The organism is Quyinboa mangrovi (assembly GCF_042219825.1).
Classification (GTDB): Bacteria; Bacteroidota; Bacteroidia; order Bacteroidales; family UBA5342; genus JBHJHP01.
The window spans coordinates 50,340-63,326 of the sequence record NZ_JBHJHQ010000010.1 but is presented as its reverse complement, the minus strand read 5'-3'; the positions used below and the strand labels follow the sequence as shown (position 1 = coordinate 63,326).

The following is a 12,987-nucleotide window of genomic DNA, read 5'->3' as shown; positions in this document are numbered from 1 at the left end:
ATCAGATAAAAAGAATTACAATATTCAGTACCAGGAAGAAAAGGAAAAGCATAAAAAAGAGCGGACCACCCATTTCGTTCATCAGTTTCACTTTTGATAAGGTCATAAGCGATGAAAATATCAGGGCAATACCAAACCATGCCAAATAATTCTGAAGCGGAACCTGGATGGCTTCCCAGCTCCAGAAGCCAAGTTTTATGGCCACCGGTTCAAGCACAATATCGAATGCTGTAACCAATATGGCAACAACAGGTACTTTAATCCATTCCGATGTATCCCAGTATTCAACCATTGCACGGGCAGTATAGATGAGGAGTAACCAGTTTAATCCAATGATCACAGGGGTTCCCATTAGTTTCGGACCCAATACTTTTCCGTAACTGTAAGTTCCGAAAATAATGCCGGTTTTCACTCCTATTACTTCAATACTAAAACCCGCAAGCAGTATAAACAGTGAGACTAAAATCATTTTAAGGTTCCGGTCTCCATCGTGATAGCGTATTGAACCAATAACTGCCAGCAGGATAACGATCGGTGTCATTGCCTGAAAGACAGGTCTGGAAAAAGGGATGGCAAATCCAATTATTCCCACCAGTAAAACTGATGAAATGGATCGGATGGCCTTCGATGGTTCCGGTCTCGGAAGAGCTATTCGTTTTACATCCATAACTAAATTGGTTAAATGCTTTGATTTATGAAATATGTCTCTACCTCACTGGCTACAATCTTTGCAGAAGCAATACATAAGGGGATGCCACCACCCGGATGAACACTTCCGCCGGTAAACCATAAATTTTGGAACTGCGTACTGAAATTTGCATGCCGGTTAAATGCTGCAAACATGCTGTTGGAACTGTTTCCGTAAAGCGCCCCCCTGAAAGAAGAGGTGTTACGTTCAATAGTTACCGGATCGGCAATGTTTTCAGTCACAATATGTTCGCTTATGTTCACGTGTAGCAATTTATTAATTTTTTTTTGAATCATTGTTCTGGCATCCTCTCTTAATTGATCCCAATTATGATTCTGATTAGCCGGAACGTTGATCATTACAAACCAGTTCTCACAGCCTTGAGGAGCATCGTCATTGACAACTTTTTTACTGATAAAGATGTAAACCGTAGGATCGTGATACAAGGTTTTGTCTTTGAAAATTGCTTTGAATTCAGCTTTGTAGTCTTCTGCAAACAGGATGTTGTGAACATCCAGATTGCTTTCAAAATCAACTCCCCAATAGAAGATTAACGCCGACGAGGACAATTCTTTATTAATAATTGATTTTGGTGGTCTGATTCCTTCAAACATATTCATGTATACCGTTCTGACATCTGCATCACTGACAATAATATCTGCATCTACTTTTTGATCCTTGCATACAATTCCTGATACACTTTTGCCTTCGGTCAGAATTTTTTCGACCGGGGTGTTTGTATGAATTCTTACCCCTACTTCAATTGCCAGTTTTTCCAGTGAAAGTGCGATCGATCGTATGCCTCTGTCCGGGAAATATGCGCCAAGATTATGCTCCAAATGGGCTATCATGTTTAAAGTGGCTGGTGCTCTGAATGGGTCAGAACCATTGTATGTAGCATACCTGTCGAAAATCTGTACAAGTTTTGGGGAATTAAAAGCCTTTTTATTGCGCGTGTGCATGGTTTTGATCGAATCCAGCTCATGCAGGTGAAATAGCATACCCCTGAATTCTTTTTTTGTAAAATTCTTCCAGCGTTGAAAGGCATTGAACAAAAAAACCGGAGAAGCAGTCTTAAAAAGCTTTCGGTAGCGTTCCAGATAAGTTGTTAGATTTTCCTCCGGCTCATTTAAAACATTGTGCACCTCATTCTTGAACCGGTCAGTATCGGCCCATGCATTTACAACTGTGCCGTCCTGAAAAATATAACGGCAGGAGTTTTCAAGTTTTGTATACGAAAAGTAATCACGGGGATTTTTACCAAAAAGTTCAAACAGTTCATCACTTAATTCGGGAAGTGTAAAAAGCGACGGGCCTGTATCAAATCGAAATTCCTTTGACCGGATTTCTCCCATTTTACCCCCAATGGTTGAGTTCTTTTCAAAAAGTTCTACATCCAGACCGGCCTTCTTAAGTCTCAGGGCTACGGCAAGGCCCCCTATTCCACCACCAATGACGAGTGCTTTTTGCATAAGGTTACGATTGACATCCAAATATAAACATTTAACAGATGAAAATACTGGAAGTTTGTTTAAGGAATTCCGAACATTTCATAATAGTTGCAAAACATGGTGCAAATTTTACAAATATTTGATATATTGTAAGTTGTGGATTTAACAAAGGTGTGCATATGAGTGTTTATTACAACAGCAAAACCTTTATATGAGTAAAAAAGTATTAATAGTAGGTAGTGGTTTGGCTGGACTGGCATCAGCATTACGTCTTGCATCTAAAGGGTATGATGTTAAGATTCTTGAGAAAAACAGTCGGGCCGGAGGGCGTTTAAATCGTTTGGAGGTTGATGGTTTCAGGTTTGATACCGGACCGACATTTTTTAGTATGAGCTACGTGCTGAAGGAATTTGAAAAAGACACCGGTGTTCAGCTTGATGTTGAACTGTTTCCTTTGGATCCGCTTTATACAGTTCGGTTCAGAAATGAAAAAGCGGTGTATAAACTCTATAAGGATCCTCAAAAGATGATTGAGTCTATCGGACATCTGGAGCCTGATTTCGAAAAAAAATATATTAAATACCTGGAGGATACGGGTGAATTATTCCACGATACCTTCGATGTTATTGTTAAAAGGAATTTCAATTCGTTCTTAGCTTATGCGATAGGACTGTTACGTGTTCCGCCCAAACATTTGCCTAAGTTAAGGCGCAGTTTCTGGGAAGAGGTGGACCGGCGGTTTGAATCGAAGGAAATTAAGCAGATTTTTTCACTTGTGTCTTTTTTTCTGGGCGGTACGCCGTTTGACACTCCTGCCTTATATTCCATATTGTCTTATTCTGAGTTTAAGCACGATGGATACTTTGGGATAAAAGGAGGAATGTACGCTTTGGTAGAGGCGATAGAAAAGGAACTCAGGAAGTTAAATGTGGAAATTGTATACAATTCTGAAATCGTGGATTATCAAGCCAATGGAAGCAGAAATCTTCATGGGTTCGTAGATCAGAACGGAAAAGCATGGGAAGCCGATCTGATGATTGTAAATTCCGATGCAGCAGCCTTCAGAGGGCAGGTCTTTAAACGATCCGGATTTTCTGAAGAAAAGCTGGTGAAAAAGCAATGGACCATGGCTCCGTTTACCATCTATGTTGGTATTGAAGGAGAGGTTCCCGGACTGGAAAAACATAATTACTTTTTGGGGCAGGATTTCAGGGATTATGCTGATACCGTCTTTACATCTGCATTTAACGGGGAGCAGCCATATTATTATGTAAATGTCCCATCCATGAGTGATCCTACGGCTGCACCAGAGGGACATCAGGCATTGTTCTTTTTATGTCCTGTGCCTGATTTAAGATTCAAAAACGACTGGACAGATGAAGAGCAATTTGCCGATCGTATTATAGATGATTTTGTAAAACAAACCGGATATGATATCCGGCCACATATAAAAACCAGGACCATCTACTCGCCTGAGGAGTGGGAGAGGCAGTTTAATCTGTTCAGAGGGAGTGGTCTTGGTCTTGGGCATAAAATCAGCCAGATGGCCTGGATGCGTCCCGCCAATCGGGATGAGAAATTCAGGAATGTATTTTATACCGGTGCATCTACCATTCCGGGCACCGGGTTGCCAATGACTTTAATCAGCTCCGCGCTAACCGTTGAACAAATTGACAAACGTTATGGATCTTTATCTTAAAAACGCTCTGGATTGCAGCCGGAAAACAACGCTTAATTACAGCACTTCTTTTTCTTTGGGTGTCAGGTCTCTCGACTATGAAACGCAGAAAGCTATTTATGCTATATATGGTTTTGTACGGTTCGCAGATGAAATTGTTGATACCTTTTACGATCAGGATCAGGAAGCTGTATTCAGTGATTTTGTACAACAGACTGATGAAGCTATTACAGCGTCTTTCAGCACCAATCCGATATTACACAGTTTTCAGTGGGTGGTTCACAAATATGATATCGATCAGGCATATATTGATGCCTTTTTGAAAAGCATGGAGATGGACCTGAAAATGACCGTTCACGACAAGAACTCGTTCGATACTTACGTATACGGATCCGCTGAGGCTGTGGGGTTGATGTGCTTGTGTGTATTCTGTGCCGGTGACCGCGAAAAGTTTAGCAAACTGGTCAGTCCTGCCCGCAAACTCGGCTCAGCTTTTCAAAAGATAAACTTTTTACGCGACCTGAAAGACGACTTCAAAGACAGGGGGCGTAATTATTTCCCCGGAGTGGATTTTAATCGATTCGATGATGATCTCAAACACAGGTTGGAAACTGAAATTCAGCAAGAGTTCGATGAAGCATTTGAGGGAATTCTGGCATTACAATCCTCAGTCAGGCTTGGGGTTTTACTTGCATATACATATTACAATGAACTGTTAATCAAAATTAAGAGAACACCGGCACATGCAATCATGAACAAGCGTTGCAGGATTTCGGATCAATACAAAATGTGGTTGCTGTTTAAAGTGTTAGTAAAGAACCAGATTTATAGTATCTGATATTAAGCCTTATTTGTAAAAATGGCATCCACAGCTTCGTACGATTTAAGGTCTCCAATATCATATCTCGATCCGGTCATTGGCCAGGCGTACACATCTGTTTGAGAGCTTAGCCAGCCCGCAAGGTTCCCCGGAGCATCAGGTTTGCAACCGTTGTCCACAGAAGTTTTAATTAAGGGGAAATCTTTTTTCATATATACATAAAATGGTGGAACCGCCCAGTGAGATGGAGGGTTCTCTGGCTTTTCGTGAAGCTTGATAACCTTGAAATCATTATCTGCTTCCAGCACTCCGGTTTTTTGTAAGGCCGGAACCGAAGGTTCATGGTGACAACAAATACAACTCCGGTTTTTTGATATGGCATACCGGATAAATTCACCGAATGAAAAATCCACCACGTTGTCGCCTGCCAAAACCAAGAGATCCTTAACCTCATGAAGTTTTTCGATGGTAAACAGTATATCTTTTACTGCTCCGAGACGGTTATTGTTGTTGGTGGTCCCGTCGTTCAGCAATAGGATTTCTTTTGGGGATCCGGATTTTGTTTTCCAGTCTACAAAATGCTGATAAAACGTATCATTGGAAACTACAATAATCCGGTCGATTTCTGCAATTTGGTCCAGGTCGTCAACCAGCCTGTCCAGAATGCTTCTCCCGCCAACTTTTAATAACGGTTTTGGAAAATTTTTTGTTAAAGGGTAGAGGCGTGTGGCATATCCCGCAGCAAGTATCAGTGCATCCATATTATTTAATCCTTCTGGCGCCATCGGCTGTTTTACATACATGAACCGAATACTTTCCGGTAAGTTCAGGGAACTTCTCCAGGTATCTTCTTGACACGGATTCTGTTATTTCGTCCCGTTTAGCCGGATCACCGATGGCAATACAACATCCTTTAAATCCGGCGCCACTGAATCTGCCACCATAAATTCCCGGTGTGGTTTTCATAATGTTATACAGTTCAATGGTTTCTTCACAGCCCGATTCCCATTGTGTGATCGAACTCCAGCCCGATTCAAACATGATTTTTCCCAGCTTTGCGATATCGCCTTCTGCATAAGCTCTCACCGCATCGTCCACACGATCGTGTTCCGACATAAAATGAGCAGCCCTTTTTGACAAAGGCTCAGGGAGTTTATCTTTCCACTTTTCAAATACTGTTTTATGTACCATGCGAAGCCGCATATCTTTCACCACGGTATATGGCAGACCTTCGTAGGCGTAAAGACTAAATGCAGCCACTTTACATTCATCAGTTCGGGTATTGTAGCCTGTATTGATTAATGTCCGGGTTAGCCCGCTGAAAAAGATAAACAGATCAAATTCCGGCATGTTTTCCGGTGATGGGATCAGTTTGTATGAGTTATCCCGTGTATCAAGATATAGCAGGTTATCTTTCCTGCATAATACTTCACAACTGTGGTCCAGCGTTCCGAGGTTCAGTCCGATATATTCTTTTTCTGCTTCAAATGCAGCCTGGATCAATTCCTTTTCGCTGAGTGAAATGTGATTGACATCAGCCAGCGCCATAATATAACACAACAACACTGCTGCTGATGATGAAAGACCTCCAACAGGAAGGGATCCTGAAATAAGGCCCTGAATTCCGTTCTCAAGTTCGTAGTTTTTTGAGAGGGAATATATGGCTGCTTTGACATAACGTCCCCACGTGGTTGGTTTTTCGCCCAGGTCGTCCATTGTAAACAGAACCTGTCCCTCAAAATCGCGGCTGAAAAGGTTAATTATGCCGTTTTTTGTTGGAATATAGTACAGATCTACACCGTGATCCAGGGCAAAACCGGTAACATGGCCGTGCTGATGATCTACATGTGCACCTACGGGGCAAATCCTGTATGGACTGTATGCATGCCGAATAATGGACTCATCTGTATCCGGGAATAGAGTTTGAAATGTCTTTCTCATAACGTTCTGTTTTTACACAGGTGAGTACAAATAAAGTAAAAAACGGTTGCATTATCTTACTTTAAGGTGTAAGTATTTTCCATATGATAAATTGTGCTTCGATATACTCAGAAACCATGCGTGACGTGTTACAGGTTACAGGTTACGTGTTACAGGTTACAGGTCAGGAGTTACCAATAAATCTTTTATCCTGATACTTGATTCCTGGTACCCGATTCTTTTTCTGTAATACCAATTTAATGCCGTTTTAACCTTATTATAATCCTGAACTAATAATTTGCATATAAAATTACAGCTATGGACAGATTAAACAGAATATGGAATACGGGGGAGCAGATTAAGTTGTCTTCTGACAAAGAGAATATGATATCAGTGGAAAAACTTGAAGAGGAGGTTAGAGAAGCATGTACGGTAAGAGATAGTATTGGAATGGAAGTGTTGAATTTCTCCGGGGTGTCATCTCTCGCCATTGAATCACTGATTACGTCCTGTACATCCTTCGATCAGAGCCTGGCAGTTGTCAATAATTCATCAAGGGGAACGTTTGTGAAGCAGATCGCAGCTATAAATAAGGTTCATTTTAAAGAATTGTACTCCGCTGATTCACAGATACCGGAGCTAAAAGAACTTGAACGGTTTCTGGCAGCAAATAAAAGTTTACGCTATCTGATTCTTCCTTTGATAAGTATCGAAGGTCTGGAAAAGAAATTATTACAGTTGTCAGATCTATTGAGCGAGTATAACATTGGTTTGCTTGTGGATTATTACGGTAAGCTGGAAGGGCTAAAGATAAAACTTTTGAAATACAACATTTTATGCATTTCCATCACCCCTTTGGATTATAAATTTGGTTTGGTTTCTTCTTCGGTGTTAGTGGCTCAGCGCAGGTTTCTGGTAAGCTGCGAAGGCAATGCAAAAACATATTCCCTGGATCTTTATGCCGCATGGCAGAAAAAACTGTGGAATAATGATATGGTGGTTTAAGATTTAAGAGAAGAACCCAAAATAAAAGGAGTACTCTTTATAACAAATCTTAATTAAACCTGTACCTGTCAAAAAGTTGTTATCTTTGTTTTTTCAAACAAAAACTGCATGTTAAAAGACAAGGTAACGTATTATAATGAAGTTTTGAAAGATAAGACTCCACAAGAGGTGTTATCTTTTTTTTATAACGAATTCAGGGACAAAATTGCATTGTCATCCAGTCTGGGTGCAGAAGATCAGGTGTTGACGGATATGGTTGTGCACCATGCAGGAGGAATGAAAATATTTACGCTTGATACCGGAAGGTTATTTCCCGAAACATATAGTCTGATTTCAAGAACAAACGACAAATACGGCATTAAAATTGATGTCATGTTTCCGGATTATAAATCTGTAGAACAGATGGTGAAGGAAAAAGGGATCAACCTTTTCTATAACAGTATTGAAAACCGTAAACTGTGTTGTGGGATAAGAAAAATTGAACCATTAAAACGGGCTTTTAAAACACTCGATGCCTGGGTATGTGGTTTGAGAGCTTCTCAGTCAGTTACACGACAAAACATTCAGGTGGTGGAATGGGATGAACCCAACGGATTATTAAAGATTAATCCCCTTGCAAACTGGACTGAAGATGATGTTTGGAATTATATTAAAAAGAATGGGGTGCCGTACAATGCACTTCACAATAAAGGCTTTCCCAGTATTGGCTGTCAGCCTTGTACTCGAGCCATTGCAGAGGGTGAAGATATCCGGGCCGGAAGATGGTGGTGGGAGAATCCCGAAACAAAAGAATGTGGTTTGCATAAACGGTAGTTTTGTATGTTTACTTCAATCCTGATCCTGATTTCAAGTTTAGCCCTTCTGATCATTAGCGGACACGGACTGGTTAAAGGCAGTGTAAGCATTGCTTCCAGATTTCATATATCCTCGCTGGTTATAGGAATGACAATTGTGGCATTTGGCACTTCAGCACCAGAACTGATTGTTTCGCTGAGGGCGGCAATAGATGGGCATCCTGATATAGCTGTGGGTAATGTGGTAGGATCTAATATTGCCAATGTTGCCCTGGTGCTAGGATTGACAGCGATAGTCATTGCACTTCCTGTAGTATCAAAAAGATTGTTTTCGGACTGGTTGTTTATGATGATCAGTTATTTCTTTTTGTGGTTGTTTTTTCAAAGCGGAACCATAGAAAGATATCAGGGTGTAATTATGGTAGTGGCCATTATCATATTTACCTGGCGTGCCATCAAAACATCCATGTCAAGAAATAAAACTGAAGAAGAAAAAGTTGATAAAACATACCCTGTATGGCTGGCAATAGTCATTGTGCTGGTAGCATGTGCAGGACTGGCATGGGGAGCCGATTTGCTGGTTAAATCTGCTTCTGACATAGCTTCTTCACTGGGCGTAAGTGAACGGGTGATATCAGTTACAGTTGTAGCATTCGGGACCAGTGTTCCGGAACTGACAGCATCTCTGGTAGCAGCGTTTAAAAAGGAAACAGAAATATCAGTGGGCAATATTGTAGGTTCTAATCTGTTTAATATTCTTGTAGTACTCGGCATAACATCTGTCATTCATCCGATACCGGTAGATTATATGGCATTCAGGATTGATTTGTTGTGGATGGCCATCCTCGGAATATTACTAATGCTGGTTATTTATCCGTTCAAGGCAAATCTTACAGCATGGAAAGCAGACAGAGACATCAAAATCTTATCGGATTTAAGAAATGGCATGTTATCTTTTTGGGGCGGAGTGATGTTGTTTTTGCTTTACATCGTTTATATTGCAATGCTTTTTTAAAAGACATAAGACATAAGATGTAAGACGCAAGATGAAAATATCTTGATTCCTGTGTCTTGATACTTGATTCTAATAATAATATGAAAGAAAAAAAACAGGAATTGCTGGATAGAAGGTATCTTAGGATGGCAGGTATCTGGGCTGAAAACTCCTATTGTGAAAGGCGTCAGGTTGGAGCCTTGCTTGTAAAGGAGAAGATGATAATTTCAGACGGATACAACGGCACACCGTCGGGGTTTGAGAATAAATGTGAAGATGAGAACAATACAACAAAACCTTACGTTTTACATGCTGAAGCCAATGCGATTACGAAAGTCGCAAGATCCAATAACAGCAGTGACGGAGCCACGCTTTATGTGACTTCTTCTCCATGTATTGAATGTGCTAAACTTATTATTCAGGCCGGTATAACGCGGGTCATTTATTCGGAAGAATACAGGCTGAAAGATGGCATCAACCTGTTGAAAAGAGCAGGAATCGAGGTAAAATATATTGATATAGATACAAAGGAAAATGAATAACGTATTAAAAAAACTCTGGCCGGTTTACATTGCTATCGCAATTGTGATTGGGATTATTTTGGGAAACAGAATGGCCGGAAATTCGGAAAGCAGACCAGCGTCTCTGATTAACCTGTCTCAGGGTAATAAACTGAGTACCCTGATAGAAATGATTGATAAAGAGTATGTGGATACAGTGAATAAGAAGGAAATTATTGAGGAAGTTATACCTGATATTTTAGATAAGCTGGATCCGCATTCCGTATATATTCCTGCAAAGGATCTTCAATCTGTAAACGAAGAGTTAAACGGAAGTTTTGGCGGTATTGGTGTGCAGTTTAATATACAGGATGATACGGTTATGGTCATCCAGGTAGTTTCAGGAGGACCATCTGAAAAAGTGGGTATAATGGCCGGAGACAGAATTGTAATGGTAAATGACACTTCTTTTACAGGTGATAAAATATCGAATACCAAGGTAATGAATACCTTAAGAGGAGAGAAGGGGACAAAAGTAAAAATCGGTGTTGTCAGACCGGGAATGGATGGTGTTATTGACTTTGAGATCATCCGGGGCGATATACCAACTTATAGTGTTGATGTATCGTACATGATTAATAAAACCACAGGTTATATTAAAGTGAGCAGGAATTTTGGCAGAAATACGTTCGAAGAGTTTTTAAACGCATTGGCCAAGGTTCAGTATGCCGGTTGTAAATCCGTAATTGTTGATTTAAGAGGAAACCAGGGTGGATATCTGGAAGTTGTAAATCGTATGGTTGATGAGTTTTTACAGCGGGGTGAACTGATTGTTTATACTGAGGGAAAAGCATTTCCGCGAACTGATTACAGAGCTGATGGTCATGGTAGTATGAAGAGTGTTCGTCTTGCAGTTCTTATTGATGAATGGTCGGCTTCGGCCAGTGAGATTTTTGCCGGGGCGATACAGGATAATGACAGAGGCGTAATTATAGGACGCAGGTCGTTTGGTAAAGGTTTGGTTCAGACCCAGATGGGCCTTGGAGACGGTTCGGCGGTCAGATTAACTATCTCCAGGTATTACACGCCATCGGGAAGATGTATTCAGAAAAGCTATAAAAACGGGAATAAAGATTACTATAAAGATATCATGGAGCGCTATCAGAATGGGGAAATGAACAGCGAAGACAGCATCCATCTGAATAAAGCGGAAAAATACCACACTGTAAACGGGAGACTGGTATATGGTGGCGGAGGTATTATGCCCGATATATTTGTCCCGGTGGACACAACGGGGATTACGCCACTTTTTGAAAACCTTGTTAGAAAAGGCCTGATATATAAATTTGCGTTCAGGTATACAGATGAACATCGTCAGGAGCTTAATAAGCTGGCTGACGTGGATGCTCTTTTGGATTATTACAAGGATCATCCGGTGATGGAGATGTTTCTGGACATGGCAAAAAATGAATGGCACGTTAAAATAAAACCGGAAGATTTAAAGGTTTCCGGTCGTTTAATAGAGACACAGGTAAAGGCCTATATTGCACGGAATATTTTTGATAACGACGGGTTCTATCCGATATTCAATACGCTGGATGCCACTATTGATACTGCAGTAGCTGTTCTGAATGAACCGGGTGTACAATATAATGCAATATTAACTGCAAAATAATACGGTAAATGCCGGTTGATAATAACATAGCTGCTCCATTGTATCATTCTGACTGGATGACGGTTGTGATTTTATTGTCCGGTTTTTTTATCTGGAGTGTGTGGCGGAATGCGGGCGGCTTTCTCGAGCAACGTTCGTTGGAGGTTATGCATGGGCATAACCGAAAAAGTCTGTTCGCAAGTAATACCGTCAGTGAATTTCGTATGGGCCTGGTTCTTAGTATTGTTCATGTGTTAATCACCGGATTATTTTTGCATCATCTTGCGGTTTACTTTAATGTAGGGGGCGGACTTGTATTTTATCTTGAACTGTGTGTGTTGATTTTGACGTACCATGTATTGAAGATTGGAATAGTAAGATACTGGAACTATCTGTTGGGGTCGGAGGATAAGACTTCAGAATGGCTGAAAAGTTACCAGGTCTTTAATATGATTTTGGGGCTTTTGCTTTTACCGGTTGTTGTTGTTATTACGTATACCTATAAGGGTATGGAAACCGGGCTTAATATCGGGATTTTTTTACTCGCAATTTACCTTGTTGTCCTGCTTGTCAGGAGTGTTAATATTTTTTTTAGCAATTTAAGTTCATTTATCTATGTGATTTTGTATTTTTGTGTCCTCGAAATTTTGCCATTAATGCTAGCCGTAAAGTTAGCCTTAAACAGTGGGTGAAGATGTCTAATATAAAGGAATAAAGTCTTGAAGATCAAAAAGGTATTAGTTTCACAGCCAGAGCCAGCAACGGGAAAATCGCCCTACTACGATTTAGCCGATAAAACCGGTGTTAAAATAGATTTTCGACCTTTTATTCAGGTTGAACCTGTCTCAGCAAAGGATTTTAGAAGTCAGAAAGTGTCAATTCTGGACCATACTGCTGTAGTTTTTACAAGCAGAACAGCCATCGATAATTATTTCAGAATTGCCCAGGAAATGCGTTTGACTATTCCGGATACCATGAAGTATTTCTGCATTTCGGAAGCCGCTGCATTTTATCTGCAGAAATATATTGTTTACAGGAAACGGAAAATATTTAACAGCACAGGAAAATTTCCGGATCTGGTAGAGGTGATGCAAAAGCATAAAGATGAAAAATTTCTGGTTCCACTATCCGATATTCACAAGCCGCAGATACCGGAACTGCTTAACGCAAACGGATTTAATTATACCAAGGCCATCATGTACAAAACGGTTAGCAGTGACTTGTCTGACCTGGCTGATGTAAATTATGATATTCTTGTATTTTTTAGCCCGTCGGGAATAGCATCCTTGCTTAAGAACTTTCCGGAATTTAAACAGAATGAAACAAAAATTGCCAGTTTTGGTGCATCTACTGCCAAAGCAGTGCAGGAAGCCGGATTAAGACTGGATATACAGGTTCCGAATCCTCAGGCTCCATCTATGGCAATGGCTCTCGATCAGTTTATTACTGAATACAACAAAAAGAAATAGACTGAGGTTAAACT

The 12,987-nt window shown here is 40.5% G+C and carries 13 protein-coding genes; 9 read left to right on the top strand and 4 right to left on the bottom strand.

Annotation, left to right across the window (positions count from 1 at the left end):
• Position 1: 1 nt before the first annotated feature.
• Positions 2–667, bottom strand: a complete 666-nt coding sequence (locus tag ACE1ET_RS18960; RefSeq protein ID WP_375730001.1) for a carotenoid biosynthesis protein — start codon at positions 665–667, stop codon at positions 2–4.
• A gap of 11 nt (positions 668–678) precedes the next feature.
• A complete protein-coding gene (gene crtD, locus ACE1ET_RS18955) occupies positions 679–2,160 on the bottom strand; it encodes a 1-hydroxycarotenoid 3,4-desaturase CrtD (protein ID WP_375730000.1) in 1,482 nt (493 codons plus the stop codon).
• Positions 2,161–2,350: 190 nt separating this feature from the next.
• Between crtD and ACE1ET_RS18950 the strand changes: the two genes are divergently transcribed.
• Both ACE1ET_RS18950 and ACE1ET_RS18945 read left to right on the top strand, forming a co-directional pair.
• The gene (locus ACE1ET_RS18950; protein ID WP_375729999.1) at positions 2,351–3,838 is read left to right on the top strand and encodes a phytoene desaturase family protein; all 1,488 of its coding nucleotides are present in this window, start codon (positions 2,351–2,353) and stop codon (positions 3,836–3,838) included.
• The gene (locus tag ACE1ET_RS18945) at positions 3,822–4,655 is read left to right on the top strand and encodes a phytoene/squalene synthase family protein (RefSeq protein WP_375729998.1); all 834 of its coding nucleotides are present in this window, start codon (positions 3,822–3,824) and stop codon (positions 4,653–4,655) included. Before ACE1ET_RS18950 ends, ACE1ET_RS18945 begins: the two co-directional genes overlap by 17 nt.
• A 2-nt stretch (positions 4,656–4,657) precedes the next feature.
• On the opposite strand, the gene ACE1ET_RS18940 is transcribed toward ACE1ET_RS18945, so the two are convergent.
• Both ACE1ET_RS18940 and ACE1ET_RS18935 read right to left on the bottom strand, forming a co-directional pair.
• Positions 4,658–5,398 carry a nucleotidyltransferase family protein gene (locus tag ACE1ET_RS18940; RefSeq protein ID WP_375729997.1) on the bottom strand — a complete coding sequence of 247 codons (741 nt, stop codon included), beginning with the start codon at positions 5,396–5,398 and terminating at the stop codon, positions 4,658–4,660.
• A 1-nt stretch (position 5,399) separates the two neighbouring features.
• Entirely contained in the window at positions 5,400–6,578 is a 1,179-nt protein-coding gene (locus ACE1ET_RS18935) for a GHMP family kinase ATP-binding protein (RefSeq protein WP_375729996.1), read from the bottom strand.
• 297 nt (positions 6,579–6,875) lie between these two features.
• Between ACE1ET_RS18935 and ACE1ET_RS18930 the strand changes: the two genes are divergently transcribed.
• The 7 genes from ACE1ET_RS18930 (at position 6,876) to ACE1ET_RS18900 (ending at position 12,973) form a co-directional block, all read left to right on the top strand.
• Positions 6,876–7,562, top strand: coding sequence for a hypothetical protein (locus ACE1ET_RS18930; protein ID WP_375729995.1), 687 nt, complete (start codon positions 6,876–6,878; stop codon positions 7,560–7,562).
• A gap of 108 nt (positions 7,563–7,670) precedes the next feature.
• A complete protein-coding gene (locus ACE1ET_RS18925; RefSeq protein ID WP_375729994.1) occupies positions 7,671–8,375 on the top strand; it encodes a phosphoadenylyl-sulfate reductase in 705 nt (234 codons plus the stop codon).
• 6 nt (positions 8,376–8,381) lie between these two features.
• Complete coding sequence (locus ACE1ET_RS18920; protein ID WP_375729993.1) at positions 8,382–9,371, top strand: calcium/sodium antiporter; 990 nt, start codon at positions 8,382–8,384, stop codon at positions 9,369–9,371.
• An 80-nt stretch (positions 9,372–9,451) separates the two neighbouring features.
• Complete coding sequence (locus ACE1ET_RS18915; protein WP_375729992.1) at positions 9,452–9,892, top strand: deoxycytidylate deaminase; 441 nt, start codon at positions 9,452–9,454, stop codon at positions 9,890–9,892.
• On the top strand, positions 9,885–11,525 hold the full coding sequence (locus tag ACE1ET_RS18910) for a S41 family peptidase (protein WP_375729991.1): 1,641 nt from the start codon (positions 9,885–9,887) through the stop codon (positions 11,523–11,525). The genes ACE1ET_RS18915 and ACE1ET_RS18910 overlap by 8 nt, the downstream gene beginning before the upstream one ends.
• A gap of 8 nt (positions 11,526–11,533) precedes the next feature.
• Positions 11,534–12,196: a DUF4271 domain-containing protein gene (locus ACE1ET_RS18905; RefSeq protein WP_375729990.1), complete on the top strand. Its 663-nt coding sequence runs from the start codon at positions 11,534–11,536 to the stop codon at positions 12,194–12,196.
• A 27-nt stretch (positions 12,197–12,223) separates the two neighbouring features.
• Entirely contained in the window at positions 12,224–12,973 is a 750-nt protein-coding gene (locus ACE1ET_RS18900; protein ID WP_375729989.1) for a uroporphyrinogen-III synthase, read from the top strand.
• The last annotated feature ends 14 nt before the right edge of the window (positions 12,974–12,987 follow it).

What these genes read in the sequence shown, in the direction of transcription:
- ACE1ET_RS18960 (WP_375730001.1), bottom strand. Translation starts at nt 667, where the DNA reads ATGGATGTAAAACGAATAGCTCTTCCGAGACCGGAACCATCGAAGGCC.
- crtD (WP_375730000.1), bottom strand. Translation starts at nt 2,160, where the DNA reads ATGCAAAAAGCACTCGTCATTGGTGGTGGAATAGGGGGCCTTGCCGTA.
- ACE1ET_RS18950 (WP_375729999.1), top strand. Translation starts at nt 2,351, where the DNA reads ATGAGTAAAAAAGTATTAATAGTAGGTAGTGGTTTGGCTGGACTGGCA.
- ACE1ET_RS18945 (WP_375729998.1), top strand. Translation starts at nt 3,822, where the DNA reads ATGGATCTTTATCTTAAAAACGCTCTGGATTGCAGCCGGAAAACAACG.
- ACE1ET_RS18940 (WP_375729997.1), bottom strand. Translation starts at nt 5,398, where the DNA reads ATGGATGCACTGATACTTGCTGCGGGATATGCCACACGCCTCTACCCT.
- ACE1ET_RS18935 (WP_375729996.1), bottom strand. Translation starts at nt 6,578, where the DNA reads ATGAGAAAGACATTTCAAACTCTATTCCCGGATACAGATGAGTCCATT.
- ACE1ET_RS18930 (WP_375729995.1), top strand. Translation starts at nt 6,876, where the DNA reads ATGGACAGATTAAACAGAATATGGAATACGGGGGAGCAGATTAAGTTG.
- ACE1ET_RS18925 (WP_375729994.1), top strand. Translation starts at nt 7,671, where the DNA reads ATGTTAAAAGACAAGGTAACGTATTATAATGAAGTTTTGAAAGATAAG.
- ACE1ET_RS18920 (WP_375729993.1), top strand. Translation starts at nt 8,382, where the DNA reads ATGTTTACTTCAATCCTGATCCTGATTTCAAGTTTAGCCCTTCTGATC.
- ACE1ET_RS18915 (WP_375729992.1), top strand. Translation starts at nt 9,452, where the DNA reads ATGAAAGAAAAAAAACAGGAATTGCTGGATAGAAGGTATCTTAGGATG.
- ACE1ET_RS18910 (WP_375729991.1), top strand. Translation starts at nt 9,885, where the DNA reads ATGAATAACGTATTAAAAAAACTCTGGCCGGTTTACATTGCTATCGCA.
- ACE1ET_RS18905 (WP_375729990.1), top strand. Translation starts at nt 11,534, where the DNA reads ATGCCGGTTGATAATAACATAGCTGCTCCATTGTATCATTCTGACTGG.